Origin of the sequence: Yonghaparkia sp. Soil809 (genome assembly GCF_001429705.1) — a bacterium.
GTDB lineage: Bacteria > Actinomycetota > Actinomycetes > Actinomycetales > Microbacteriaceae > Microcella.
This window is the reverse complement of the sequence record NZ_LMSV01000002.1, coordinates 15,100-40,882: the sequence shown is the minus strand read 5'-3', so window position 1 is coordinate 40,882 and position 25,783 is coordinate 15,100. Positions and strand designations below refer to the sequence as shown.

At 73.5% G+C, this 25,783-nt stretch carries 21 protein-coding genes and 1 tRNA gene; 6 read left to right on the top strand and 16 right to left on the bottom strand.

What is annotated here, in order from left to right:
- Window positions 1-83: 83 nt before the first annotated feature.
- From ASG83_RS07785 to ASG83_RS07775, 3 genes are read right to left on the bottom strand one after another with little or no spacing between them, the layout of a single operon-like run.
- Window positions 84-1,985, bottom strand: a complete 1,902-nt coding sequence (locus ASG83_RS07785; protein WP_055859599.1) for a YhgE/Pip domain-containing protein — start codon at window positions 1,983-1,985, stop codon at window positions 84-86.
- Window positions 1,982-4,858 (bottom strand): MMPL family transporter, encoded by a 2,877-nt coding sequence (locus ASG83_RS07780; protein ID WP_055859596.1) that lies wholly within the window; start codon window positions 4,856-4,858, stop codon window positions 1,982-1,984. Before ASG83_RS07780 ends, ASG83_RS07785 begins: the two co-directional genes overlap by 4 nt.
- A gap of 10 nt (window positions 4,859-4,868) precedes the next feature.
- The gene (locus tag ASG83_RS07775; RefSeq protein WP_055859593.1) at window positions 4,869-5,429 is read right to left on the bottom strand and encodes a TetR/AcrR family transcriptional regulator; all 561 of its coding nucleotides are present in this window, start codon (window positions 5,427-5,429) and stop codon (window positions 4,869-4,871) included.
- Between the two features lie 113 nt (window positions 5,430-5,542).
- Between ASG83_RS07775 and ASG83_RS07770 the strand changes: the two genes are divergently transcribed.
- A complete protein-coding gene (locus ASG83_RS07770; RefSeq protein WP_055859590.1) occupies window positions 5,543-5,749 on the top strand; it encodes a hypothetical protein in 207 nt (68 codons plus the stop codon).
- Here the strand turns inward: ASG83_RS07770 and ASG83_RS07765 are convergent.
- The 3 genes from ASG83_RS07765 to ASG83_RS07755 all read right to left on the bottom strand — a co-directional run bounded on the left by ASG83_RS07765 (window position 5,746) and on the right by ASG83_RS07755 (window position 9,337).
- Window positions 5,746-8,481, bottom strand: a complete 2,736-nt coding sequence (locus tag ASG83_RS07765) for an AMP-binding protein (protein WP_055859587.1) — start codon at window positions 8,479-8,481, stop codon at window positions 5,746-5,748. The two genes, ASG83_RS07770 and ASG83_RS07765, sit on opposite strands and share 4 nt — an antisense overlap.
- 69 nt (window positions 8,482-8,550) lie before the next feature.
- Complete coding sequence (locus tag ASG83_RS07760; protein ID WP_055859583.1) at window positions 8,551-9,183, bottom strand: LysE family translocator; 633 nt, start codon at window positions 9,181-9,183, stop codon at window positions 8,551-8,553.
- Between the two features lie 81 nt (window positions 9,184-9,264).
- Window positions 9,265-9,337 (bottom strand) — tRNA-Lys (locus tag ASG83_RS07755).
- Between the two features lie 166 nt (window positions 9,338-9,503).
- Here ASG83_RS07755 and bcp point away from each other — a divergent pair.
- A complete protein-coding gene (bcp, locus tag ASG83_RS07750) occupies window positions 9,504-9,980 on the top strand; it encodes a thioredoxin-dependent thiol peroxidase (protein WP_055859580.1) in 477 nt (158 codons plus the stop codon).
- A gap of 32 nt (window positions 9,981-10,012) precedes the next feature.
- On the opposite strand, the gene ASG83_RS07745 is transcribed toward bcp, so the two are convergent.
- On the bottom strand, window positions 10,013-10,420 hold the full coding sequence (locus ASG83_RS07745) for a hypothetical protein (protein WP_055859577.1): 408 nt from the start codon (window positions 10,418-10,420) through the stop codon (window positions 10,013-10,015).
- Between the two features lie 212 nt (window positions 10,421-10,632).
- Between ASG83_RS07745 and ASG83_RS07740 the strand changes: the two genes are divergently transcribed.
- A complete protein-coding gene (locus ASG83_RS07740) occupies window positions 10,633-10,881 on the top strand; it encodes a WhiB family transcriptional regulator (RefSeq protein WP_055859575.1) in 249 nt (82 codons plus the stop codon).
- A gap of 103 nt (window positions 10,882-10,984) precedes the next feature.
- On the opposite strand, the gene ASG83_RS07735 is transcribed toward ASG83_RS07740, so the two are convergent.
- The 3 genes from ASG83_RS07735 to ASG83_RS07725 are packed head-to-tail and all read right to left on the bottom strand — an operon-like array spanning window position 10,985 to window position 14,777.
- A complete protein-coding gene (locus tag ASG83_RS07735; RefSeq protein WP_055859572.1) occupies window positions 10,985-12,484 on the bottom strand; it encodes a sensor histidine kinase in 1,500 nt (499 codons plus the stop codon).
- 9 nt (window positions 12,485-12,493) lie between these two features.
- Entirely contained in the window at window positions 12,494-14,137 is a 1,644-nt protein-coding gene (locus ASG83_RS07730; RefSeq protein WP_055859569.1) for a hypothetical protein, read from the bottom strand.
- Window position 14,138: 1 nt separating this feature from the next.
- A complete protein-coding gene (locus ASG83_RS07725) occupies window positions 14,139-14,777 on the bottom strand; it encodes a hypothetical protein (protein WP_055859564.1) in 639 nt (212 codons plus the stop codon).
- Window positions 14,778-14,922: 145 nt separating this feature from the next.
- Here ASG83_RS07725 and ASG83_RS07720 point away from each other — a divergent pair, with 145 nt between their 5' ends.
- Window positions 14,923-15,207, top strand: a complete 285-nt coding sequence (locus tag ASG83_RS07720) for a helix-turn-helix domain-containing protein (protein WP_055859561.1) — start codon at window positions 14,923-14,925, stop codon at window positions 15,205-15,207.
- Here the strand turns inward: ASG83_RS07720 and ASG83_RS07715 are convergent.
- Entirely contained in the window at window positions 15,183-15,767 is a 585-nt protein-coding gene (locus ASG83_RS07715; RefSeq protein ID WP_055859557.1) for a hypothetical protein, read from the bottom strand. The two genes, ASG83_RS07720 and ASG83_RS07715, sit on opposite strands and share 25 nt — an antisense overlap.
- Window positions 15,768-15,952: 185 nt before the next feature.
- Here ASG83_RS07715 and ASG83_RS07710 point away from each other — a divergent pair, with 185 nt between their 5' ends.
- Window positions 15,953-16,447: an Rv3235 family protein gene (locus tag ASG83_RS07710; protein WP_055859553.1), complete on the top strand. Its 495-nt coding sequence runs from the start codon at window positions 15,953-15,955 to the stop codon at window positions 16,445-16,447.
- Window positions 16,448-16,569: 122 nt separating this feature from the next.
- A complete protein-coding gene (locus ASG83_RS07705) occupies window positions 16,570-17,775 on the top strand; it encodes an MFS transporter (RefSeq protein WP_055859550.1) in 1,206 nt (401 codons plus the stop codon).
- 30 nt (window positions 17,776-17,805) lie between these two features.
- On the opposite strand, the gene secA is transcribed toward ASG83_RS07705, so the two are convergent.
- The 5 genes from secA to mtrB all read right to left on the bottom strand — a co-directional run bounded on the left by secA (window position 17,806) and on the right by mtrB (window position 25,782).
- The gene (secA, locus tag ASG83_RS07700) at window positions 17,806-20,613 is read right to left on the bottom strand and encodes a preprotein translocase subunit SecA (RefSeq protein WP_055859547.1); all 2,808 of its coding nucleotides are present in this window, start codon (window positions 20,611-20,613) and stop codon (window positions 17,806-17,808) included.
- 224 nt (window positions 20,614-20,837) lie between these two features.
- On the bottom strand, window positions 20,838-21,518 hold the full coding sequence (gene hpf, locus ASG83_RS07695) for a ribosome hibernation-promoting factor, HPF/YfiA family (protein ID WP_055859544.1): 681 nt from the start codon (window positions 21,516-21,518) through the stop codon (window positions 20,838-20,840).
- A gap of 47 nt (window positions 21,519-21,565) precedes the next feature.
- Window positions 21,566-22,378 (bottom strand): ComF family protein, encoded by an 813-nt coding sequence (locus tag ASG83_RS07690; protein ID WP_055859541.1) that lies wholly within the window; start codon window positions 22,376-22,378, stop codon window positions 21,566-21,568.
- Between the two features lie 94 nt (window positions 22,379-22,472).
- Window positions 22,473-24,170, bottom strand: a complete 1,698-nt coding sequence (locus tag ASG83_RS07685; protein WP_055859538.1) for a GerMN domain-containing protein — start codon at window positions 24,168-24,170, stop codon at window positions 22,473-22,475.
- A complete protein-coding gene (mtrB, locus tag ASG83_RS07680; RefSeq protein WP_055859535.1) occupies window positions 24,163-25,782 on the bottom strand; it encodes an MtrAB system histidine kinase MtrB in 1,620 nt (539 codons plus the stop codon). Before mtrB ends, ASG83_RS07685 begins: the two co-directional genes overlap by 8 nt.
- Window position 25,783: the final 1 nt, after the last annotated feature.

Sequence of the window (25,783 nt, the reverse complement as noted above, 5' to 3'; positions counted from 1 at the left end):
GTGCACGCCGGCCGACGCCCGGCGAGGCCTGCCGGGCCGGCGGGGCGGAGACCGGGTCCGGCCCGCAGGCCCGATGAGCCGCGCTACGCCCGCGCGAGGGCGCGCGGCGCGAACCCGGCGAGCGCCGCGCGACGCCGCGCGCGGCCGACCGAGAGCCGCGCGACGACGAGCGACAGCACGCCGACGACGAGCATCGCCCCCACGGCGGCCGCGATGCGCGCCGCGTCTCCGCCGGCGAGCAGCGCCTGCAGCCCGTCGACGGCGTACGAGAGCGGGAGCACCGCGCTGAGCGTCGGGAACGGCTCGGCGAGCGCGGCGACGGGGATGAGACCGCCGACGGCGACGAGCTGCACGCCGAGCAGGAGGATCGACACCACGAGCCCCGCACGCCCCAGCCCGAGCACGAGCGCCGCATGCAGCGCCGTGAGCGCGAGGGCGATGAGCGCCGTGAGCGCGAAGACTCCGGGCGCGAGGGCGAGGTCGACGCCGCCCGCCGTGACGAGCAGCACCGTGACGAGCGCCGCCTGCCCGACCGCGACGAGGGATGCCCGCCCGAGCACCCGGCGCAGGATCGCGCCGGCCGTCGCGGCCGTGCCGATCACGGCCGGAGCCGCGGGGCGCACGACGAGCATCGTCGCGAGCGCTCCGAGCCAGAGCCCGATCGGCGCGAGGGTCGCGGCGAGCACTCCCCCGATGTCGTCGACGGCGTTGGCGCGCGTCGACTCGACGGCGACGGGCGAGCTCGCGAGCTCGGCGTCTCCGGACTCGGGCACCTGCGCGGCGCCGTCGGCGAGGCCCGCGGCGAGCTCGTCGGCGCCCGCGGCGAGGGCGTCGGCTCCGGCGGCGAGCTCACCGGCTCCGGCGCTGGCCTCGGCGGCGCCCGACCCGAGGGCTCCGAGGCCGTCGGCGAGAGCATCCGCGCCCTGCACGAGGGAGGGGCCGCCGCCCGCGAGCGAGGCCGCACCCGTCGCGCTCTCGGCGATGCCGCCCTGGATGCCGTCGATCGCTCCCTGGAGCTGCGGCGCGACGGCGCTCGTCGTGCCGGCCGCGATCTGGGCCTGCGTGAGCGCGGCGATGTAGGCCTGCTTCTCGGCGTCGGTGAGGCTCGATCCCTGGATGGCGGGGACGAGTGCGGCGAGCTGCCCGGCGGCCGAGACCGCGGCGGCATCGGCCGAGGCGACGGCGGCGGAGAGCTGGTCGAGCCCATCGGCGCCCCGGTCGAGCTGGGCGAGTCCGCTCGAGAGGCTCGAGACCCCTCCCGTGTACTGGGCGAGTCCCGCGGCGAGGTCGCGCGCTCCCGCGGCGGAGGCGTCGGCACCCGAGCCGAGCGCGGCGATGCCGTCGCCGAGCGAGGCGACGCCCGCTCCGACCTCGCCGACGCCGTCGCCGACCTGCGCGGCGCCGTCGGAGGCGTCGCCGAGCGCCGAGCCGAGCTCGCCGAGGCCCGACTGCAGGCCCGCGAGGTACTGCGCGGTCACCGTGTCGCCGAACTGCTCAGCGAGGCTCGCGCCGACGGACTCCACGATCGTGCCGGCCAGGTAGCTGTGCGCGTCGTCGGTCTCGATCGCGAGCGGGGCGAGCTCCTGGTCGGGCGAGCCGACGGTGAGCAGCGAGCGCGAGAAGCCCTCGGGGATGGTCAGCACGGCGAGCACCTCGCCCGAGGCGAGGTCGGCCTCGGCCTGCTCGGCGCTCGTGGCGCGCCAGTCGAAGCCCGTCGCGTCGGGGCCGGTGAGCTCGGTGACGAGCTGACGCCCCGCGAAGACGGGCTGCTCCTCGCCGTCCGGGCCGGTCGTCGTGACGAGCTCGTCGCTGTTGACGACGGCGGCGGGGATGCGATCGAGCGCGTCGTCCGCGTCGCCGACGGCGGCGAGGGCGGCGCCCACGAGCCCCAGCGGAACGATGACGGCGGCGATGATGCCCGCCCAGCGGCGCGGGCCGCGCCGGCGGGCGCGGGGCGCGGCGGCGGCGGCGGTCGAGGTGCTCATCGGGGGGCCTCCGAGGTCGAGAGGGCGGTGTCGAGCAGGAGCGCGAGCTCGTCCGACGGATCCAGGTCGTGCGCGGTCTCCGGTGCGACGCCCCAGATGCGGACGACGTCGGGGCCGGCGAGCGCCTGCACCACCGCGTCGATCGCATCGACGTCGGCGGGGGCGAGCGCGCCGTCCGAGCCATCGAGCACGAGCACGGGCGTGCCGTCGATGGTCGCGACCGCGGCGAGCAGCAGCGCGCGGGCGGGGACGGGCAGGGCCGAGACGGGCTCGCCGGCCGTGATCGGCGACACGGTCGAGCCGTGGCGCTCGGCGAGGGTCGCGAGGCGGTCGAGCCAGCGGCCGGAGGAGCCGCCGGAGGAGCCGCCGCGGCGCGCGGCGCGCGGCGCGAGCGCGAGGCGCTCGGCGACGAGCTCGCCCGCGGTCGCGGTGGCCGCGAGGCGGTCGCCGCCGAGGTCGACGAGGCTCACGCGGCGCGAAGCGCGCCCGGCCTCCGACGGGAGGACGGCGCCGGCGACGAGGGCGCGACCGCCGAGCGCCGGAAGGTAGCCGGCGAGCGTCGCCGCCGCGATGCGGCGCGTGACGGGATCGGCGACGAGGGCGACGCGGTCGCCGGCGTGCGCGCGCAGCGAGAGCACGGCATCCGCGCCCTGGAGCTCGAGGCGGTCGGCGACGACGACCGCGTCGCCCTGCTCGGCGGCCCAGAGGGTGTGCTCGCGATGGTGGCGCAGCCTCTCGCCCTCGACGTCGAGGTCGGGCATCGCCCGCTCGAGCGCGCGCGGGAACCACCAGGCGCGGCGCCCGAGGAGGGTCATGATCGCCGGCCCGAGCGTCATGCGCACGACGAAGGCGTCGACCGCGATGCCGACGGCGAGGCCGAGCGCGATGGGCTTGATGAGGTTCGAGCCCTCGGGCACGAACGCCGCGAAGACGAAGAACATGATGAGCGCGGCGGCCGTCACGACGCGGGCGCCGTGCGCGAAGCCGTCCTCGATGGCGGCGCGCGCGTCGCCCGTTCGCACGTACTCCTCGCGCATCCCGGAGACGAGGAAGACCTCGTAGTCCATCGCGAGACCGAAGAGCACGGCCATGAGGATGATCGGCATGAAGCTCAGGATCGGCCCCGCCTCGGTGTGCAGGAGCTCGGCCCCCCAGCCCCACTGGAAGACCGCGACCGAGACGCCGAGCCCCGTGCCGACGGTCAGCAGGAAGCCGAGCGCCGCCTTCACGGGCACGAGCACCGAGCGGAACACCGCCATGAGCAGCAGGATCGACAGGCCCATGACGATCAGGACGAACGGCACGAGCGCGTTCGTCAGCCGGGTGGAGATGTCGATGCCGACCGCGGTCGTGCCGGTGACCGACAGGGGCGTGCCGAAGTCGGCCTCGATGCCGGCCGCGGCGTCGCGCAGCTCGGCGACGACGACCTTCGTCGCGGGGTCGTCGGGCGCGGTCTCGGGCGCGACGCGGAAGATCGCGAGCTCGAGCCCCGGCGAGGGGATGCCCGGGCTGACGCTCGCGACGCCGTCGACCCGCTCGAGCTCGGAGCGGATGCCCGCGAGGTCGTCGAGGATGTCGGTCGTCTGCGTGATGTCGGCGGTCACGAGCAGCGGGCCGGCGGTGCCGGGTCCGAAGGCGTCGGCGATGAGGTCGTAGGCCTCGCGCTGGGTCGAGCCCGCGGGCTCGTTGCCGCCGTCGGGCAGGTTGAGGTCGAGCGAGAAGGTCGGGATCGACAGCGTGCCGAGGACGGCGACGACGGCGACGGTCGTGAGCACAGGGCGCTTCATGACCCCGCGCACCCAGCGGCGCCCCATCGTGCGCGCGTGCTCGGCCTCGGGCTGGGCGCGGCGCCAGGCGCGCGAGCCGGTCCGCGGCACGAGCCGCGAGCCGGCGAGGCCGAGCAGCGCGGGGAGCAGGGTGACCGCGCCCGCGATCGCGACGAGCACGGCGAAGGCCGCGCCGACGCCCATGACGGAGAGGAACGGGATGCCGACGACGAGCAGGCCCAGCAGCGCGATGATGACGGTGAGCCCGGCGAAGACGACGGCGCTGCCGGCCGTCCCGACGGCGACGGCGGCCGACTCGGCCGGGTCCATGCCGCGGCCGAGCTGGGTGCGGTGGCGCGAGACGATGAACAGCGCGTAGTCGATGCCGACGGCGAGGCCGATCATGAGCGCCAGCAGGGGCGCCGAGCTCGACACGGGCATCGCCGCGGCGAGGGCGAGGATGCCGCCCATCACGATGCCGACGCCGATGAGGGCGGTGACCAGGGGCATCCCCGCCGCGGCGAGCGAGCCGAAGGTCACCACGAGCACGAGGCCGGCGACGAGGAGGCCGACGACCTCGCTCGCGGTGATGCCGACCGTCGTGTCCTGGAACACCTGACCGGCGAACTCGACGCGCGACGCGCGGTCGTCCCCCGTGGCGATGAGCGCGTCGAGCGTGGACTCCCCGACCTCCTCCGAGGTGCCCGCGAGCTGCACCTGCACGATCGCGACGCGCTCGTCGTCGCTCACCTGCCCGTCGGCGAACTCGTCGAACGGGCCGAGCACGGCCTCGACGCCGTCGACGCGGGCGAGGTCGGCCGCGAGGTCGTCGATCTCGGCGCGGATGCCCGCATCCGTCACCGAGGACCCTTCAGGAGCGACCACGACGGCCTGCGCGCTCGCCCCCGCGACGGCCGGGAACAGCTCGTGGAGCTGGTCGAGCGCCTCCTGCGACTCGGTGCCGGGGATGGAGAACGCCTCCTCCGTCTGCCCGCCGAGTGCGAGCCCGCCGCCGAGCGCGGCGGCGAGCAGGAGCACCCAGGAGACGAGGACGAGCCAGGCGCGGCGGTAGGCGACGCGCCCGATGCGGTAGAGCAGGGTCGACACGGGTGGGCTCCTAGCGGGCGGGGTCGGCGATGGGGAGGAGGAGCTCGCTGATGACGGCGAGGAGTCCGGCGCGGAGGATCTCCGGCTCCTCCTCGACCACGTCGAGCTGACGAGCGGCGGCGAGGCAGTACGCGGCGCCGCCGAGCGCGATGCCGTACCGCAGGCGCTCGACGGGCGAGCCCGCGGCCAGGTCGAAGAGGTCGGCGACGCGGCGCATCTGCACGAGCGCGCTCTGCATGACGGGGACGTCCTCGAGCGTGGCTCCCTGGTTGATCACGAGGTGGACGACCTGGCGGTGCTCGAGCAGGTAGTCGACGAAGCGCTCGACGAACGCCGCGCGATGCGCGAGGTCGAGGCCGCTGGCGGCCGTGGCGTCGATGAGCGCGGAGAGGTCGTCCAGGGCCGGGGCGAGGGCCGCTTCGAGCAGCTGCTCCTTCGAGTCGTAGTGGTAGAGGACGCTCGCCTTGGAGGCGCCGGCGAGGTCGGCGATGCGCTGCAGCGAGGTCGCGGCGTACCCGGCGCTCGCGAACTCGGCGAGCGCGATGAGGCGCAGATCTTCGGATCGGGACACCGCACGACCATACCTGACCGATCGGTCAGGTTGCTGGGCGGATCCTGAGCACCGGCCGCACCGGGTGGAGGCCACCCGGTAGCGTGGGCGACCGAGCCAATGGAGGTGCATTCGTGCGCAAGTACCTGTTCAACGGAGCCATCATCAGCGCCGCGGTGTCGGCCGTGAGCGTCATCAACGCCACCCGCAAGGGCCCCCACGACTGGCGCCTCGCGCTCATGTGGGCGAGCTGGGGCATCAGCGTCGCGATCGCCGTCGGCACGATCATCGAGGACCAGAAGACGCCGGGCGACCCGGCCTTCCAGCTCGTCGACAGCTAGGTCGTCGATCGGGCGCGCACCGCGAGCCGTCGACCCCAGCGGGGAAGGCGGAGCGCTCTGCGCCAGAGAGCCCACACGAGCATCCCCGCCGCGAACGACACCGCGGTCGCCGCGAGCGGGGCGTCGTCCTCCAGCAGCGGGTACAGCTCCCAGTGCACGAGGTAGACGAACAGCGACGCCGAGGCGACCGCGGTGACCATCGGCATCAGGATGCGCGGCAGACGCACCGCGCGCACCCAGACGAGCGCGAGCAGGCCCGCGATCACGGCGGCCTCGCGCTGCGCGTCGCCGAAGAAGCCGACGGTGCCGACGACGGCGACGACGGAGGAGACGACCCTCTGCGACCGGGACCCGGCACGCGCGACGAGCCAGCCGAGAGCGAGCAGCCAGAGCACCCCGGGTGGGGCGTACCGCTCGACCGCGCCCGACGTGATGCCGCCGGTCGCCACGACCCGCGCGGCGAGGGCGAGGCCGACGGCGCCGAGCGCGAGCGCGAACGGCCGCCGACGCTCGAGCCGGTCGAGCGCGGGCACGGCGACGAGCAGCGCGAGCAGGAGCGCTCCGGCGACGGCCGCCTCGATGAACCAGAACCGCCACTGCTCCGACCACGTCGCGCTCGCCCAGCCGGCGGGCTCGCCGAGCCAGGAGTTCACCAGCAGGGCGGTCGTCGGCTCGTACGCTCCCGTCGTGAGGCCTACGGCTCCGATCCACAGAGTCGCGGGAACGGCGATCATCGCGGTCGCGCGCAGGAGGCTGCGCACGCGCGCGGCGCGGTCGATGCCCGCGAGCTGGAACCGCGCGAGGTTGTAGCCGAGCACGGCGAGCAGCACGTGCGCACCGCCCTGCAGCCCGAGCAGGTTCGCGTGCGTGCCGACGATGAGGATGATCGCGAGCGCGCGCAGCGCGACGGGGGCCTCGAGCGTCGCGGTCGACCAGCGCGACGCGCGCGCGGGTGCGGCCGGGCCGCCGCCGCGATCGGCCTCGCGATGGGCGGCGCGGCGCTCGCCCGATGAGGCGGATGCCCGGCGCTCGCTCGCGATCGCGCCGAGCTCGACCGCCGTGAGCGACGGCCAGTCGCGCGGCAGCTCGCCGACGAGCCGCTCGAGCCGCACGACCGCCTCGACGTACGCGAGAGAGTCCCCCTCGAGCGCGACGAAGCTGTCCTCGACGGCGGCGTCCGGTCGGTCGAGGACGACCGCGTACAGACTCCGGACGGCCTCGGCGAGCGCCGCCGACCCGTCGGTCGCGGCCCGCTCGAGGGTCCTCACCGCGCCGACGGGCGCCGGCTCGGTGACGAGGGCGCTCTCGACGGCGCTCTCGACGGCGCGCTCGGCGATGGCCCGCAACGCCGCCCGGTCGGGCTTCCCGCTCGAGGTCACGGCGAGCTCCTGGACCATGGCGACGCGGAAGCTGCGGGTCGGCAGCCCGGTCGCCGAGGCGAGCAGCCCGGGCACGCACTCGAGCTCGTCGAACGACGGCGACCCGATGAGCACGGCGTCGTCGGCGTCGACGGCGTAGGCGGGGATTCCCTTCTCGGCGAGCAGCGACTCGATCCGGTCGAGGTCGACGCGCAGGCCGAAGAGCTTCACGAAGCGGCTCGAGCGGCCGACGATCTCGACGAGGCCGTCCGGGGCGAGCCGCGCGAGATCGCCCGTCCGCAGCTCGTCGAGCTCGGGCCCGCGAGCGAGGTCGGCCGCGGTCGAGGCGTAGCCCATCATGACGTTCGGTCCGGAGTAGACGAGCTCGCCGCATCCCTCGTCATCGGGCGCGTCGATGCGCAGCGCGCCGCCGGGGATCGCGATGCCGATCGCCTCGGGGCGCTCCTCGGCGAGCGCGGGAGGCAGGTACGCCATGCGCGCGGTCGCCTCGGTCGCGCCGTACATGACGACGAAGTCGACGCCGTGCGCGGCCGACGCGCGCGCCCAGCGCCGCACGCGCTCGGGTCCGAGCCTCCCGCCCGCCTGCGTGAGGCAGCGCAGCGCCGGCAGCTCGAGCGGGCGCGCTCCCGAGGCCTCGATGAGGTCGAACGAGTGCGGCACGCCCGCGATCGAGGTCACGCCGGCCGCCTCGACCTCGCTCCAGAAGGCGGGCTCGACGACCGAGCGGTCGGTGAGCAGCACGCTCGCGCCGGCGGCGAGGTGGCTCGTGATGATCGAGAGGCCGTAGCAGTAGTGCGGCGGCAGGGTCGTGGCGCCGCGGTCGGCGGGGGTGAGCGCGAGGTACTCGGCGATGCTGCGCGCGTTGCTCACGAGATTGCCGCGCGAGAGGCGCACGAGCTTCGGCGAGCCCGTCGAGCCCGAGGTGCTGAGAAGGAGCGCGAGGTCGGGGTGCAGCTCGTGGGCGCTCGCGTCGCGGCGATGCTCGAGGCGCGCCTCGCCGTCGACCGACGAGACGATCGTGTCGGGGTCGTACTCGGCGAGGATGCCCGCGCGCAGCGTCTCGGCGGCGCCCGCGTCGCTCTCGCCGTCGATCATGATGACCGGATGCCCGCCCGCGAGCGCGGCGAGCAGGCTCACGATCGTCTCCTCGTCCCGACGGGCCGCGAGCATGACGAGCCGGCGGTCGGCGCCGAGCAGCGCGGAGCGCTGTGCGACGCGGTCGCGGAGCTCCCCGTACGAGGTCGCCCCGCGCTCCCCCACGAGCGCGACCTGCTCGTCTCCCCCACCGAGGAACGGGTGCGCGACCGGGGTCGCCCGCGAGCGCGCGATCGAGGCGGGGAGAACGGAGGCCATGGCGCAGGTAAGGCTAGCCTAAGTGAGGCGGTCCCGCGAGAGCGGAGGGCCGGTGGGCCGCTCGACCGATCAGGAGCGCGCCGCGAAGGCCATGACGATGCCGAGCACGATGAGCGCCACTCCCCCCGCCGCGCGCACCGCGGCGATGCGGCTGCGATTGGAGGCGAACCACTCGCGCGCCGTGCCGGCCGCGATGCCGTAGAGCCCGTCGCTCACGATGCCGATGACGAGGAAGATCGCGCCGAGGAGCAGCATCTGCACCGCCGGCTCGGCACCGCCCGGCACGACGGCCTGCGGCAGCGCGGCCACGAAGAAGACGATCGTCTTCGGATTCGTGATGCCGACCACGACGCTCTCGCGCACGATCGTCGTCGTGCGCGGCGTCACGGGGTCGAGCTCCTGCTCGCCGAACTCGTTCCTGTGCCGGATCGACTGCACGCCCAGCCAGACGAGGACGAGTGCGCCGGCGATCTTCAGGATCGTGAACAGGAGCTCCGACTGCGCGATCACGACCCCGACGCCGAGCGCGACCGACACGATCTGGAGGCCGACGCCGAGCGCGCCGCCGAGGACGCTCAGGAGGGCCGCGCGCGTGCCGAGCGCGAGAGCGCGCCCGATGACGAACAGCACGCCGGGGCCGGGCACGACGATGATGACGATCGACGTCAGGAGGAACGCCGCGAACTCGGGACCGAACACCACGCTCCCGATGCTAGGGCCGCGCGATGGAGCCGCTGAGCACGAGAAAACCCCGGCAGCTGGCGAGAGCGAACCGGGGTTTCGTACACCCCCCGGGACTTGAACCCGGAACCCACTGATTAAGAGTCAGTTGCTCTGCCAATTGAGCTAGAGGTGCGCAGTTCGACGAGCGAACCGAGAGGCAACGATAGCAGAGATCGAAGGGGGCGTTCTACACGGCGGGCGTCCAGGCGACCCGGGGCGCGCATCCATACACTGACCAGGAAGCGACGGCGCCCGGAGGGCGACGCGCGCGCTGACCCCCTCACTCCCAAGGAGCCCCCATGACCGAGGCCCGCCTCGAGGCCGGCACGCCGGCCCCCGCCTTCACCCTGCCCGATAAGGACGGCAACCACGTCTCTCTCGCCGACTACGCCGGGAAGAAGGTCGTCCTGTACTTCTACCCGGCCGCCTCGACGCCCGGCTGCACGACGCAGGCGTGCGACTTCCGCGACAGCCTGAACTCGCTCGCCTCCGCCGGCTACCAGGTGCTCGGCGTCTCGAAGGATCACGGGGCGGCCCTGCAGAAGTTCGCCGAGGAGGAGAACCTCTCCTTCCCGCTGCTGAGCGACCCGGACCTCGCCGTGCACCAGGCGTACGGCGCGTACGGCGAGAAGTCGATGTACGGGAAGACCGTGACGGGCGTGATCCGCTCGACGTTCGTCATCGACGAGAACGGCGTCGTCACGCACCCGCTCTACAACGTCAAGGCGACCGGCCACGTCGCGAGCCTGCGCAAGAAGCTCGGCATCGACGCGTAGGCCTCCCCCTCATCGTCGACGGGCTCGGGTCGCTACGACTCGGGCCCGTCGTCATGACGCGCGAGGTGCTCGCTCACCGAGGGGGTGAGCAGCAGCACGATCGCGACGATCGCGGGAACGAGCAGCCACGTCGCGATGTCGGGGCGCGGAACGAGGCCCTGGATGCTGCCGACGCCCACGGCGACCTGGAGGAACTGCCACACGAGGGCGCCGCCGCGCGTCCACGATCGACCGCGCCAGGCGGCGATCGTGATGACCACGAGCCAGATGGCCGCGATGGCGCACGCGACGAGGAGCGCGACGGCCGTGGCGATCGAGGTCGCGGGAACGGTGACGAGCTCGACCAGGAGGACGAGCGAGACCCCGATCATGAGGGCCGCCTCCGCCCCCAGGATCACGACCAGAAGGATGACGAGAGGTGGCCGGCCGGTGTCCTGCACGCAAACCCCTCTCGCGGAAACCCTTGATTTCGATCGTGTTACGTGCGAGCCTAGTTGCGGTTGAAGTGCCGCCTACAACGCTGTGGGCCGTCCTGAAGATCCCTCTTCACTCCCCACTCAGAGACCTCGTTCGCACGAGGTCGCGGTGCGCCAATCAAAGCACTTCTCGGCACTTCTCTGGCGCCCGACCCCAACCCTAGGAGCACTGTCCCATGGACTGGCGTGACAAGGCAGCCTGCCTCACCGCTGACCCCGAGCTGTTCTTCCCGGTCGGCAACACCGGCCCCGCGGTCGACCAGATCGAGAAGGCGAAGACGGTGTGCGGTCGCTGCTCGGTGACGGAGACCTGCCTGCAGTACGCCCTCGAGACCAACCAGGACTCGGGCGTCTGGGGCGGACTCAGCGAGGATGAGCGCCGCGCGCTCAAGCGCCGCGCCGCTCGCGCCCGCCGCGCCTCGTAGCTCCCCTCGACCGCCCCGTCGTCGCTGCGAGCATCGCGCGGAGGCGGGGCGTTCCTCTGCCCTCCGTGCGGTGCTCGCGGGCGCCGACCGGGCGCTCCGGCCGCTAGGCGCGACGCTTGAGGTAGAGCAGCGGGACCTCGATCGTGACCTCGGTGCCCTCGCCCTCGAGCGTGTGCCAGTCGATCGTGCCGCCGAGCTCGCCCTGGATCAGCGTGCGCACGATCTGCGTGCCGAGCCCGGACCCGACCTTGCCCTCGGGCAGCCCTCCGCCGTTGTCGCGCACCTTCACCGCGAGGCTGTCGTCGGTGCGGCTCGCGACGATCTCCACCTCGCCGTCCGAGCGGCCGACCAGCCCGTGCTCGACCGCGTTGGTGACCAGCTCCGTCAGAGCGAGCGCGAGGGGCGTCGCGTACTCGCTCGGCAGCGTGCCGAAGCTGCCCGTCGACTTCGGACGGACCACCGTGTTGTGGCTCGAGGCGACCTCGGCGATGAGCATGAGCACGCGCGAGAACACGACGTCGAAGTCGACGTTCTGGTTGAGCCCCTCCGAGAGTGTGTCGTGCACGACCGCGATGGCGGCGACGCGGCGCATGGCCTGCGTCAGGGCATCCCTCGCCCCTTCGCTGTGGGTTCGGCGGGCCTGGATGCGCAGCAGCGAGGCGACCGTCTGCAGGTTGTTCTTCACGCGGTGGTGGATCTCGCGGATCGTCGCGTCCTTGGTGATGAGCTCGCGCTCCTGGTGCCGCACCTCGGTGACGTCGCGCACGAGCACGATCGCGCCGATCCGCACGCCGCCGAGCCGCAGCGGGATCGCCCGCAGGCTCACCGTCACGCCGCGCGCGTCGATGTCGGTGCGCCACGGCGCGCGGCCGGTGACGACGAGCGGCAGCGACTCGTCGACGACGAGCTTGCCGTGCAGCAGTCGCGTCGTGACGTCGGCGAGCGACTCGCCCTCGAGCTCGCCGGCGAAGCCCATGCGGTTGAAGGCGCTCAGTCCGTTGGGGCTCGCGAAGGTCACCGTGCCGTCGACGTCGAGACGGATCAGCCCGTCGGAGGCGCGCGGGGCACCGCGGCGGGGGCCGCTCGGCGCGGCCATGTCGGGGAAGTCGGCGCTCGCGATCATCTCGAACAGGTCGTTCGCGCACTCGTTGAAGGTCAGCTCCTGGCGGCTCGGCATGCGCGCCTCGCTCAGGTTGGTGTGGCGCGTCATCACCGCGATGGGATGCTCGCTCACCGCCTTGCCGCCCGGCGACAGCCGCCGCACGACGGGCACGGCCCGCACGCGCGTGGGCGTCTCCTCGTACCAGTCGGGCGCGCTGGAGTCGACGATACGGGCGGTCTCGAAGGCCTGGGTCACCTGGCGGCGCCACTCGGGCTTGATCTCCTGGCCGACGAAGTCGCGGTAGAACAGCGTCGCCGAGCTCGACGGGCGCGCGTGCGCGACGGCGACGAAGCCGCCCCCGGTGGTCGGAACCCACAGCACGATGTCCGCGAACGCGAGGTCGGCGAGCAGCTGGCCCTCCGCGATCAGCAGGTGGAGCCACTCGATGTCGGCGTCGCTCAGAGCCGCGTGCTCGTGGACGAGATCGGAGAGGGTCGACACCCCGAAAGGCTACCCCGTCCGCCGGAGCATCCCTCGACCGCGCGATGACGCCGCCCCGCGGCCGCGCGACGCGGCGGCGCCGTACCCGAGGCGGTCGGCGAGAGCGGCGGCTCCCTGCCGCAGAGCGGAGCGCGGCGCGACATCGAGCACGGTGCGGGCGCTCAGCAGCGCGGCGTCGGCGGCGCTCGGATCATCGGCGATGAGGATCGGGTCGGCGATGCCGCCGAAGCGATCGAGCGTCTGTCGCACCTGACCGCCCGGATCGATGCCGAGCACGCTCGCGCGGATCCGGTTGGCCACGACGTGGACGCGGTCGGTCGTCACGGTCTCCAGGAGGTCGGCGTGCGTGCGCAGCAGGCGCGCGAGACCGACCGGGTCGGCGGCGCCGACCGCCACCACCTCGTCCGCCGCGCGCAGGGCGGCGATCGTCGCGGCGTTGCGACGAGGCGCGAGCATGTCGCTCGAGACCTCCTCGTCGGTCTCGAGATTGAAGCCGGTGTCCACGACCACGACGTCGCTCCACCCGCGCGCGGCCTCGAGAGCCCGGGCGACCCGGTCGCGCGAGAGCTCGGGCCAGCGATGCGGGCGGCCGATGCCGGTGAGCACGCGGAAGGGTGCCGCCGTGCCGCCGTAGGTCAGCGCGATCCGGTCGAGCTCGCCCTCGGTGAGCGCGCCGGACCCCGCGAGGCGGCACGCGGCGGCGAAGCCCGGTGCCTCGTCGAGGAGCCCGAGCGCGGGGGCGACCGTGCCGCCGTAGGTGTCGGCGTCGACGAGGCAAACCCGCAGGCCCCGGGCGGCGAGCTCGGCGGCGAGTGCGATCGCGAGAGTCGTCCGGCCGGGGGCGCCCGCCGGGCCCCAGACCGCGACGATGCGCTGCGCGGGCGGGGTGGCGAGGGGAACGGCCCGCTCCGCCGCGGGCTTCTCGCTCGGTGCCGATGAGTCGGGTGGCGACAGGGTAGAGGCCGACGAGGAGGGTGCGGCGGGCGGGGTCGAGGCGTGCGCGCCGGCGGGCTCCGCCGCTGCGGGGGTCGCGTCGGCTCGCGTATCGCGGTCGCGGGACCACGGCCAGCGACGTGACGCGCCCGGCTGGCGCGGGGTCCGGCGGGGGCGCCCATCGGCCTCGGTCGGCGAGGCCGATGGGTCGATGCGGTGCGGCGGGAGGAGGGCGGGCGGCGGGGCCGAGCCCGTCGCAGGGGGCGCGGCGGGAGGCGGAGCATCCGTCGCCGCAGCGATCGGAGCGGCGGGTGCGGAGGACGGGGGCGCACCGGCGAAGCCGGGGTGGGCTCCGGCGGCGTCGGCGATGCCGCCATCGAGGGCGTCGAACGGAGGGGCGAGCACCCTCAGGTCGATCGGTAGGCCCGGGAGGACCCGGAGGATGTCGTGCACGCCGAGCAGCCGGGCCGTCGCCGAGACCGCGTCGTCGGCGCGCACGAGACAGGTGCGGACCCCGAGGAGGTCGCACGCCCCCACGACCTCGGTGGTGGCGACGGCGGGGTCGTCGGCGACGAGGACGACGTCGGGGACCACCTCCGCGAGCTGGGCGAGCAGCGACTCGCGGTCGTCGGCCCGCCACGCGATGCGGTGGCCGGCGCGCAGCAGCTCCAGCTCGACCGCATCGGAGAGCGAGCCGGGAAGCGCGAGCGCGACCCGCACGTCAGCGACCCACCGCGAGCGACACGGGGACGGCCGCGAGCGCGTCGCCGTTCGCCAGAGCGTCGAGGATGCGCGCGACGTCGCGACGAGGGACGAGCAGCTCCACGCGCGCGGCGTCCGCACCCGCCACCAGGCCCTCCTCGGCGACCTCCCGCACGAGCTGGGCCCCCGAGCTGATGACGACGGGGGCGCCGAACCGACCGGCCTCCTCCTGCGGCGACGCCCAGACATCGAGCTGATCGCCGGCGCGCACCGTCTCCCCGAGCGGGGTCGTGAGCGCCACGACGATCGTCGTGGTCGAGGGGCCGCGCTCGTCGCCGACCGCGGCCGAGGGCACCAGCTCCCCCTCCCCGATCGTGCGCGCGACGATGACGCCGGAGGCGGGGAGGGAGTCGACGGCCAGGTAGGCGGAGGAATCGGCGCCGAGAGAGACGCGGCGCACGTCCAGATCGTCGGCGGTGATGCGCTCGCCGGCGGTCAGCAGGCGCGGTGCGGCGTACACCTCGATGCCGTCGTCGTTGGCCGCGACGATGCCGACGACGCCCGCGATCGAGGCCGCGACGAGCGCGAGGCCGATGAGCAGACGCGGATCCGGGGCACGGCGTCGGGCGGGACGGTCGTCGCGATCGCGCTGGCTCATGGGGCTCCTCGGCAGGGGGCGGCGGGGGCGTCCCGACGTCGCGGAGCGCGGCAGGACGCGAACGATGATGAGCAATGCCCGCGGTCGCCGAGCGCAGTTATCCACACGCTCGTGCGTGCCAGGGGCGTGGTGCGAAGATCGGAGCATGGCCGACCCGACCTCCGACGCGATGGGGCGATTCCTCACCCTCACCGACGTCGCCGAGGTGCTCAGTCTCACCGCGGCGGAGGTCCTCGCCCTCGTCCGCTCGGGCGAGCTCCCGGCCATCCGACTCGGGTCGATCGGCCAGTGGCGCGTCGAGCACGCCGTGCTCGAGTCGTTCATCGCCGACAAGTACGACGAGAGCCGCCGCCTCGCGCTCTGGCACGAGGCCGAGTACGCCGACGTGGCCGAGATCTTCCCCGATCAGAGGCGCAGCACGAGCACCTGATCGAGCGCGATCACGCGGATGTGATCGACGGCGCTCTCGCGGCGCGGGGTGTCGAGCTCGTGCACGGCCACGTCCAGGTGATCGCGGCCCACGCGGTCGATCGTCCCGGTGACGCGCGTGGTGCTCGTCTCCACCGTGAGCGGGGTGCGACGTCGGCAGAGGTCGCGGAGCAGGAATGCGATGCCGAGCCGGGCGGCGAGCACGGGACCCTCCGGGCTCGCGGTGAGCGAGTCCGCGACCTGCCCGCGATCGATCAGAAGCGCCTCGATCGCGGAGAACGGCACGACGCCCTGTGCTCCCGGTCGATCATCGAGGTCGCCCGCCATCCAGTCCCGGCCGACCGTCAGGGGTCGCAGGGTGTGGACCTCGCCCGCGCGCGAGCGGTAGCGGACCCGACGCGCCTCCGGATCGCCCGAGCGCTGCAGCGCCGCGATGCGATCGCGGATCGTGAGCCGGCCGAGCCGCAGTCGCTCCTCCTCGTGCTGGAGATCGGCCTCCTCCGCCCGGAGCTCGTGCTCGAGCTGCCCGGCGAGGTCGTCGAAGAGGTGGTCCCAGCGCATGCGGGCGACGCTAGCCAGGGCCTCCGACGGTCCCGGCACGGTTCTCCACAGTTCGCGCCACCCCCTGGACACTGAGGAATCATTCTGGTTGAGTGATCCAGCCCCCCGAACGGGGGTGAACGCGACGGTCTGCCACCCGCCCCGCGAGCGGCGCCGCCTGGATCCCTCGGAGAAGAGGAGTGGGAATGAGCTCTGCCGCCGCACCCGCGGAGTCCCCCGTCGTCGAGTCGAGCACCGAGGGTGCCGCCGCGCCTCGAGCGCGCACACGTTCCGGCCGCACCATCCACGCCCGGATCGCGCACGAGGAGTTCTTCGACTACCAGCCGACCTCCACGGCCGACCTGCCGGACCCTCGACCCCTCGTCGAGAACCTCACCCGCTGCGTCATCGAGATCCTCGCCGGTGCGCGCGAGCTCGAGCAGATCGCCCGCTGGGTCACCGACGACGTGTACTCCACGCTCTTGAAGCGCCAGGTCATCTCGGCCCGCGCCCGCGCCGCTCGCGGTCGCCCGGCTGTGCGACCCGCCTTCGCCCTCGGCTCCACCATCATCTGCGAGCCCCGCGACGGCATCATCGAGGCTGTCGTCGTCGTGAACTCCCGCGCACGGTCGCGCGCCGTCGCCGTGCGTCTCGAAGGGCTCGACCGCCGCTGGCGGGCGAGCGCCATCCACGTGCTCTGACTCTCACCCCGCGCCGCGCCCCTTGACGCACGGCCGCGTCCCCTGCTTGACTGCTGATCGAGACGCTGTCTCAATCATTCGGCCAGGCCGTCGCCTCGGCCCCGAGTCGGCGAGAGGACGCAATGGCCGCGGCGCGCCCGACGCTCCTGCTCGCCCTCGCCGTCGCCCTCCTGGTGCAGTTCGCCCAGCACGCGACCCGCCCGATGGCCTCCTATCGCGCACTCGGGCTCGACGCGTCGGTCGAGCAGCTCGGGCTCCTCGCCCTGGCCTTCGGGGCGCTCTCCATCCTCATCGCCATCCCGATCGGGCGGCACGTCGATCGCCGAGGCGCGCGGCCGACGACGATCGGCGGCATCGCCCTCATGGGCGGGGCCGCGGCCGCCCATGCGGGATCCGGCTCGATCACCGGCCTCATCGTCGCGCACGCCGCTCTGGGCCTCGGCCTCATCTTCGCGGTCGTCGGCCTGCAGGCGATCGTGGCCCACGCGGGGCCCTCCGAGGGGGCGGATGCGCGATTCGGGCTCTTCGGAGCCACCATCTCGCTCGGCCAGATGCTGGGGCCGCTCGTCGCCGGCGGTCTCGCCGAGGCCGCCGTCGCCTTCGACCTGACCGCCGCCGACGACCGCTACGGCACAGCACCGACCTTCGTCCTCGCCGCGGCCCTGTGCCTCATCGCCGCCGTCGCCGCCGCCCGTCTGCCGCGCCACCCGGGCGGTGCGCGCACCGCCCGCGTGGCGGAGACGGAGACGGATGCGGCTCGGTCGGAGGGTCTCGGCACCGTGCTCCGCGCCCCGCACATGGGCAAGGCGCTGTGGGCGAGCGCCATCGTGCTCACGGCGACCGACGTCCTCACGGTCTACCTGCCCGCGATCGGGGCCGAGCGCGGCTGGTCGGTCGCGCTCGTGAGCATCCTGCTCGCCGTGCGGGCGGGGATGTCGTTCGCCGTGCGCGTCGGGATCGCGCCGCTGGTCCGTCGGGTCGGGCGCAGGACGCTCCTCGTGGCGGCGTGCGCCATCGGGGCGGCCGCCCTGCTGCTCATGGCTCCGCCGTCCCCCACGTGGTCGGCGGTGATCCTGATGGCCGTGATCGGGCTCGTCCTCGGCCTCGGGCAGCCGGTGACGATGGCGTGGGTCTCGCGGTCCGCGCCGGAGCGGCTGCGCGCCACCGCGCTCGCCGCGCGCCTGACCGGCAATCGGCTCGGCCAGTCGGTCATCCCCGTGGCGGTGGGCGCGGCGACGGCCGTCGCCGGCTCCGGCGCGGTATTCGTGGTGCTGGCGGCGCTGCTCGTCAGCACATCGGTCGCGGTCGCGCGCTCCGACCTCCGCTGACGGCGGAGTCGGAGCGCGCGGCCGGGCGGACTACTTGCCCTTGCCCTGCGAGCGGCGCTGAGCGCGATTGGCGGGCGCCGGGGCGTCGCCCTCGGTCCGCTGGCCGAAGGCGCCGACGCCGCCGGCGGCCGGGCGCGCGGGCGCGGCGCCCGGAGCGGCCGGCGCGGCAGCGGTCGCCGCGGGAGCCGCCTGCCGCGCCTTCGCGGTCTCCGCCTGCTGGAGCTGACCGCGCTGGTTCCGGACCTCCACCTCGCCATCCGCGCTGGGCGCGGTGTAGCTGAGGTTCTGCGGGGCCTGCGGCGCGTTGAGGCCCTTCGCCGTGACCTGCGCCGTGCCCTTGCCGCCGGTGACCTCGACCTCGAGGTTGAACAGGAAGCCCACGGCGTCCTCGCGGATCTGGCCCATCATCGACTGGAACAGCGCGAAGCCCTCGCGCTGGTACTCCACGAGCGGGTCGCGCTGGGCCATGGCCCGGAGGCCGATGCCGTCCTTCAGGTAGTCCATCTCGTAGAGGTGGTCGCGCCAGCGGCGGTCGATCACGCTCAGCACCACGCGACGCTCGAGCTCGCGCGTCGCGGTGCGGCCGAGGCTCTCCTCGCGGTTCGCGTAGGCGAGCTTGGCGTCGGAGACGAGCTCGCGCACGAGGAAGCCGCTCGTGAGCTTCGCGCCGGCCTCGCTGATGACCTCGTCGATCGTCAGGGAGACAGGGTAGAGGGTCTTGAGCTCCGTCCAGAGCTGATCGAGATCCCACTCGTCCGAGTGCCCGGACGCGGTGTGCGAATCGACGACCTCGGTGATCACCGACTCGATGAAGGTCTGCACGCGCTCCTGCAGGTCGTCGCCCTCGAGGATGTGGCGGCGGTCGGCGTAGATGGCCTCGCGCTGCCGGTTCAGGACGTCGTCGTACTTGAGGACGTTCTTGCGGATCTCGGCGTTGCGCGACTCCACCTGCGACTGCGCGGAGCGGATGGCGCGGCTGACGACCTTCGACTCGATCGCGAGGTCGTCGGGGACGTTCGACCGTCCCATGAGCGCCTCGGCGGCGCCCGCGTTGAACAGGCGCATCAGGTCGTCCTGCAGCGAGAGGTAGAAGCGGCTCTCGCCCGGGTCGCCCTGGCGGCCCGAGCGGCCGCGGAGCTGGTTGTCGATGCGGCGCGATTCGTGGCGCTCGGTGCCGAGGACGTAGAGGCCGCCGGCGGCGATGACCTTCTCGGCCTCGACGGCGACCTGCTCCTTGACGCGGTCGAACACCGCGTCCCACTCCGCCTCGTACTCGTCCGGGGTCTCGATCGGGCTGAGCCCGCGGCCGTTCATCTCGGAGACGGCGAGGAACTCGGCGTTGCCGCCGAGCATGATGTCGGTCCCGCGGCCCGCCATGTTGGTGGCGACCGTGACGGCGCCGACGCGGCCGGCCTGCGCGATGATCGCGGCCTCGCGAGCGTGGTTCTTCGCGTTGAGGACCTCGTGGCGGACGCCGCGCTTGGCGAGCATGCGCGACAGCAGCTCGCTCTTCTCGACGCTCGTCGTGCCGACGAGGACGGGCTGGCCCTTCTCGTGGCGGCGCACGATGTCCTCCACCACCTGCTCGAACTTCGCCTGCTCGTTCTTGTAGACGAGGTCGGGCTGGTCGATGCGCTGCATGGGGCGATTGGTCGGGATGGGGACGACGCCGAGCTTGTAGGTGCTCATGAACTCGGCGGCCTCGGTCTCGGCCGTGCCTGTCATGCCCGAGAGCTTGGAGTAGAGGCGGAAGTAGTTCTGCAGCGTGACGGTCGCGAGGGTCTGGTTCTCGGCCTTGACCGTCACGCCCTCCTTGGCCTCGATCGCCTGGTGGATGCCCTCGTTGTAGCGGCGCCCGACGAGGATGCGGCCGGTGTGCTCGTCGACGATCAGCACCTCGCCGTTCATGACGACGTAGTCCTTGTCGCGCTTGAACAGCGCCGCGGCCTTGATCGAATTGTTGAGGAAGGAGATGAGCGGGGTGTTGGCCGACTCGTAGAGATTGTCGATGCCGAGGTAGTCCTCTACCTTCTCGATGCCGGGCTCGAGGACGCCGACCGTCCGCTTCTTCTCGTCGACCTCGAAGTCCTCGCCGGGCACGAGCCGGGTGGCGATGCGCGCGAACTCCTGGAACCACCGGTTCGCCTCGCCCGAGGAGGGCCCGGAGATGATGAGCGGCGTGCGGGCCTCGTCGATCAGGATCGAGTCGACCTCGTCGACGATCGCGAAGAAGTGGCCGCGCTGCACCATGTCGCTCGACTGCCAGGCCATGTTGTCGCGCAGGTAGTCGAAGCCGAACTCGTTGTTGGTGCCGTAGGTGATGTCGGCCGAGTACTGCTGGCGGCGGACCTCGGGCGTCTGCCCGGAGAGGATGCAGCCGGTCGTCATGCCGAGGGCACGGAAGATGCGGCCCATGAGCTCGGACTGGTAGCTCGCGAGGTAGTCGTTGACGGTGATGACGTGAACGCCGCGCGCGGGGATCGCGTTGAGGTAGGCGGCGAGGGTCGCCACGAGGGTCTTGCCCTCACCGGTCTTCATCTCAGCGATGTTGCCCAGGTGGAGGGCCGCGCCGCCCATGAGCTGGACGTCGAAGTGGCGCATGCCGAGGGTGCGCTTCGCCGCCTCTCGCACGGCCGCGAAGGCCTCGGGCAGCAGATCGTCGAGCGACTCGCCGTTGCCGTAGCGCTCGCGCAGCTCGGCGGTCTCGTTCTTCAGCTCGTCGTCGGTGAGGTCGGTGAAGTCGTCCTCGAGCTGGTTGATCGCGTCGGCGTAGGCCTTCAGTCGACGGAGGATGCGGCCTTCGCCGACCCGGAGGACACGCTCGAGAACATTCGCCACTTCGGTAACTCCACTCATCGAGCCCGCGTGATCCGGGCCCTCAGGTCTCGGGGTCGCCGCGAGGGATCGTTCCCGGGCATGCGGCGGCCCACCGCGAGGTGCGGCGGGCCCATGCTAGCAAGGTGCGCTCGGCGGGTGCCGGGCGGCGGACGCGAGAGCGCCGGGTGCGCGACGTGAGCGCACCCGGCGCTCCGGGCATCCCGCCTCAGGGGCGGACGCGGCGCTCAGCCGCGACGACGGCTCTTCGCCGGGGCCTCCTCCTCCGTCTCGAGGCCGATGACGCCGTAGTTCCAGCCGGTGCGCCGGTAGACGACGCTCGGGCGGTCGGAGGCCGCGTCGATGAAGAGGAAGAAGTCGTGGCCGACGAGCTCGAGCTGGTCGACCGCCTCGTCGACGGTCATCGACGCGGCGGGGAACACCTTCTCGCGGACGACGACGGGCGAGTAAGCCTCCTCGCCCTCGGCGGCGGGCTCCTCGACGATCGGGTTCGCGCCCGTGGCGACCTTCTCGATCATCTCGGCGTCGGCCGGCGTGATGTCGACGACGCTGAATCCGTCGGCCGAGGCCTCCCGCAGCGAGACCGGCCGATGCTGGCCGCGATGCACCTTCTTCTTGTCCTTGGCCCGCCTGAGCCGCTCCAGGAGCTTGTCGATCGCGAGGTCGAAGGCCACGTACTTGTCGCTTCCGGCCGATTCGGCCCGCACCACCGGGCCCGGCCCCACGAGGGTCATCTCCACACGGTCGTCTCCTGCGTGCCCGCCGGCCTTCTCGTGGTGGCGCGAGACCTTGATCTCGAGCACGAGCGCTCGATCGGCGAGGTGGGAGACCTTCTCCGCCTTCTCGGTGGCGTAGTCCCGGAACCTGTCGGTGATCCCGATGTTCCGACCCGTGATGCTGATGTCCACGTCGACCTCCTTGACCGTTGAGCGTGCCGCCTGCGGTCAGGCGGTGATCACGCCTTCCATGACGACACGCTAGTCCTCCCCGCGCGCAAAGTCACCGGCGCGCCGATAGCGGTCGACCCTGCGTCACCTATGCAGGTGCTGACCGTCGCCGGCGACGCCGCGGCGACGGTCCACGGGATGGCCGACTCCCCGTCCCGACGCGGCGTCGCGGCGATCGCGGCGCAGCCCACGACCGCGGCTCCCGCTCGCGCGAGGGCGCGCGCCGCGGCGCGCAGGGTCGCCCCGCTGGTCACGACGTCGTCGAGCAGCACGACGGAGCGCCCGTGGAGCCGCCGCACGACTCGGGGCTCGGCGCGCTCCCGTGTGCGCGCGGCGAGAGTGCGGTGCTTCTGGGCCCCCGAGCCGGCCTCCGGGACGACCGCGAGCGCCCGCGTGGTCGCGAGCCCGGCCCGCCGAGCGAGCAGCTCGACGGGCTGGAAGCCTCGACGGCCGAGGCCGGCGGGCGAGCCGGGGACGGGGACGAGCAGAGCGCCGCGGGCCGCCGGGGGCGTGAAGGCGAGATCGAGCGCGGCGAGCAGCGGGGCGCGGAGGGGCCGGGCGAGCTCGGTCCGGCCGTCCTCCTTCAGGGCGAGGATCACGGCGCGGGCGACGCCCTCGTAGGGGATCCCCGCCGTGAGCGGGACCGACCACCCGGGTGCGACGTCGAGCAGCGCGGTGCGGGGCGCGGGGGCCAGCCCCGCGGCGCACGCGGGGCACAGCGCGCGGTCGGGGGCACCGCATCCCGCGCAGTCGACGGGCGCGACGAGCGCGGCCGCGTCGAGGAGGGAGCCGAGGAGTGCGGTGCGCAGGGGGCTGGTCACGCCAAAAGTGTGGGGCGCCCGGGCGACGCGCGAGCCGCTCCCCCGGCGCGTTCGGGGTGACAGCGTCGGCGCGCGCGGCGGGGGACGAGCGGCGCTACTGCTGCACGCCGAGGAACACCGCGCGCGTCCCGGTGCTCTGCCAGCCCGAGCCGCGGGGCTCGAGCACGACGCCGTCGATCGTGAGCGCGCGGAGCCCCTCGACGCCGCCGTTGCCGCCGACGAGCTGGAGGGCGTCGGCCGGGCGGCCCAGCGAGCGCGAGCGCCCGCCGATCTCGAGCAGCTGGGCGAGGGCGCCGTCGATGTCGGAGGTGAGCACGGCGACGCGGACCTCGTCGACCCAGGCCGCGTCGATCGGCGTGCCGTCGTCGACCGGGAGCTCCTGGAACTGCCCGAGCCGCACCGGCACGTTGGATGCGGGATCGCGGATGACCGCCGCGACCACGAGCCTCGGCCCGCTGCCGCCGTCGAGCAGCAGGAGGACTCGGGCGTCGTCGCGCGAGACGTCGAGGGAGACGACGCGGTCGCCCTCGGCGATGGGGGCCTCGACGGCGTGGATGGTGCCGTCGAGCTCGGTCGCTCGGATGCCGCCCGCGCCGCTCGCGGTGGCCGTCCAGAGGAAGCTGTAGCCGTCGACGCTCGGCGCCACGAGTCCCGGGCGGGCGTCGAGCAGCCCGGGCGGCATGTCGCCCGTGCGCACCGACCAGACGCCCGCCTCGGTGAGGGCCGCGGCGAGGGTCCCGCTGGGGCCGAGGGTCACCGCGGTGGCGCCCAGCTCGATCACGCGATCGGTCAGGTCGCCGAGCGGCTCGACGCCCGACGCGCCGGCGAAGCCGAAGGTCTCCTCCGTGCGGAGGAGGAGTCGCGCATCCACCTGCGGCGGCACGTCGAGCCCGAGCGGCCCGTCGGCGACCTGGACGGGGTTCTGGTCGACGGTGAGCTGCACGCTCGCGACGTTGCTGACGTTGCGCAGGCTCGCCTCGAGCTGCCGCTTGAGCGCGCGCCGCTGGGCGTCGTCGATGAGCAGGACCTCGTCGGTGAGATCGACCTGCGCGACGCCGCCGACGACGGTGACGGGGACCGCGAGCGCGGTCCCCTCCGGAACGGCCGAGACGACGGCGCCCTCGAGCCAGCTCGTCGGAGGCTCGAGGACGGCGCGCACGATCCGCGAGGCGACCTCCGCCCGCGTGGGGAACCATCGCAGGTCGGGCACGAGGTTCTGGAAGGCGGGGTCGTAGTAGTAGACGGAGTGCTGGTTGAAGGCCGAGGGGAAGGCCTGCTGCGAGATCAGGATGCCGTCCTGCAGCTCGGCGATGCGCCACTCGCCGTCCTCCTCGACGAAGCGGAACGGCGCGAGCTCCTGCGGGCCCTCGCCCGCCGTGCTGTAGCGTCCGAGGCCGTCGACCTCCGCGCTGACGGCGGCGGTGTACGAGAGCGTCGTGTCGTCGACGCGCGCGACGACGCCCTCGCGGCTGCGGACGAGCGTGCCGGCGTAGGGGTTCCAGACCTGCTGCGCCCCCTCGGCCAGGTACTGGCGGGCGATGCGGTAGTTGTTCTGCGAGGCGGTCGTGGCGGCGAGGAATCCGGCGAGGATCTCCTCCTGGCTCGCCCCCTCCGCGGGGCCCGACGGCAGGAAGTCGAACTCGGCGGCGATGTCCTCCTCGACCTCCCCGCCCGGCTGGACGGGGCCGCTGAAGGGGACCTGCACGCACGCCGCGAGCAGCAGTGCGGGGATGACGGCGGCGAGCGCCGCCCAGCGGCGCCGGCGGCCTCCGCGGACTCGCGCCTCAGTCATCGGCTCCCCCTCCCGCCTCGGCGAGCGCCGCGTCGAGGGGGTCGACGGGCGGGAGCTCGATCGGCGACCCCGTGACGGGGTGGCCGGGGCGGCGGGGCAGGGTGAGACGGAAGCACGAGCCCTCCCCCTCCGCCGACCACACGTCGATCGTGCCGCCGTGCAGGTGCGCGTCCTCCGTGGCGATGGCGAGGCCGAGCCCCGTGCCGCCGGTCGAGCGCTGACGCGAGGGGTCGGCGCGCCAGAAGCGGTCGAACACGCGCTCGAGCTCCTCGGCGCTCATCCCGATCCCGTAGTCGCGCACGGCGATGGCCACCGCATCGGCGTCGGAGTCGACGTAGACCACCACAGGGCGGCCCTCGCCGTGATCGACGGCGTTGCCGAGCAGATTCTGAAGGATGCGGCGCAGACGCCGCGCGTCGACATCCGCCTCGAAGTATCCGCCCGGCGCCACGAGCCGCAGCTCGCTGCCCTTCTCGTCGGCGAGCGGCCGGATGCCCTCGAGCGAGTCCTCCACGAGCCGGACGAGGTTCGTCGGCTCGGTGTCGAGCGATGCCGCGCCGGCGTCGAACCGGCTCATCTCGAGCAGGTCGCCGAGCATCGACTCGAAGCGCTCGACCTGGGTGTGCAGGAGCTCGGCGGTGCGCGCGGTGGCGGGCGCGAACTGGTCGCGCTGGTCGTACAGGACGTCGCCGGCGAGGCGGATCGTCGTGAGCGGGGTGCGCAGCTCGTGCGAGACGTCGGAGACGAAGCGCTGCTGCACCCGCGAGAGGTCGGCGAGCTGGGTGATCTGGCGCTGGAGACTGTCCGCCATGCGGTTGAACGATCGGGCGAGCGTCGCGATGACGTCCTCGCCCTTCTCGGGGATGCGCTCCTCGAGCTGCCCCGCGGCGAGCTTCTCCGCGGTGTCCGCGGCCACTCTGACCGGGGCGATCGCGAGACGGACGACGAAGAAGGTCACGAGCCCGATCGTCAGCACGAGCAGGAGGGAGCCGATCACCAGGGTCTGCTGCACGAAGTCGAGGGTCTGCTGCACGTCGCGGACGTTGTAGACGAGGTAGACCTCGTACTGGCCGGCCGTCGGCACCTCGATCGCGCCCCCGACCACGATCCCGGGGTCGACGCCGGACGGCGTCGTGAGCGAGACGGCCTGCGCGTAGACCGAGCCGTCGCCCTGCGCCACCTGCGCCTCGAGCTCGGGCGAGATGACGGAGGTGTCGAGCTCGCGACTCGTCACCGAGAGCATGATCTGGGCCGTCGACTGCCCGTCGCTGCGGAGGATGGCGTACTGGGTGCCGCCCGGGTTCGACGAGGCCGCGCGGATCGTCGTCTGCGCGGCCGAGTTCGCGGTCTCGAGGTCGATCGTGCCGGTCTGCGTCACCGAGGAGTCGAAGAGCTGCTGCGCGCTCGCCGTCGCCTGCCTCGCCTCGGCGAGCACCTGCTGCTTGCGCGCCTCGTAGAGGTTCGTGGCGATGCTCAGCGACATGTAGCCGGAGATGATCGTCACCGCGACCGTCGACAGCGCGACGGTGATCGCGACGGTGCGCAGCTGGAGGGAGGTGCGCCACAGCCGCCTGGCCCGGGCGAGCCAGTCGCGCCAGTCGAAGGGCGGCATC

Coding starts and splice junctions, on each gene's coding strand:
- ASG83_RS07720 (WP_055859561.1), top strand. CDS start 14,923: ATGGCCGACCCGACCTCCGACGCGATGGGGCGATTCCTCACCCTCACC.
- ASG83_RS07715 (WP_055859557.1), bottom strand. CDS start 15,767: ATGCGCTGGGACCACCTCTTCGACGACCTCGCCGGGCAGCTCGAGCAC.
- ASG83_RS07765 (WP_055859587.1), bottom strand. CDS start 8,481: ATGGCCTCCGTTCTCCCCGCCTCGATCGCGCGCTCGCGGGCGACCCCG.
- bcp (WP_055859580.1), top strand. CDS start 9,504: ATGACCGAGGCCCGCCTCGAGGCCGGCACGCCGGCCCCCGCCTTCACC.
- ASG83_RS07705 (WP_055859550.1), top strand. CDS start 16,570: ATGGCCGCGGCGCGCCCGACGCTCCTGCTCGCCCTCGCCGTCGCCCTC.
- ASG83_RS07710 (WP_055859553.1), top strand. CDS start 15,953: ATGAGCTCTGCCGCCGCACCCGCGGAGTCCCCCGTCGTCGAGTCGAGC.
- ASG83_RS07740 (WP_055859575.1), top strand. CDS start 10,633: ATGGACTGGCGTGACAAGGCAGCCTGCCTCACCGCTGACCCCGAGCTG.
- ASG83_RS07685 (WP_055859538.1), bottom strand. CDS start 24,170: ATGACTGAGGCGCGAGTCCGCGGAGGCCGCCGGCGCCGCTGGGCGGCG.
- ASG83_RS07725 (WP_055859564.1), bottom strand. CDS start 14,777: ATGAGCCAGCGCGATCGCGACGACCGTCCCGCCCGACGCCGTGCCCCG.
- mtrB (WP_055859535.1), bottom strand. CDS start 25,782: ATGCCGCCCTTCGACTGGCGCGACTGGCTCGCCCGGGCCAGGCGGCTG.
- ASG83_RS07785 (WP_055859599.1), bottom strand. CDS start 1,985: ATGAGCACCTCGACCGCCGCCGCCGCCGCGCCCCGCGCCCGCCGGCGC.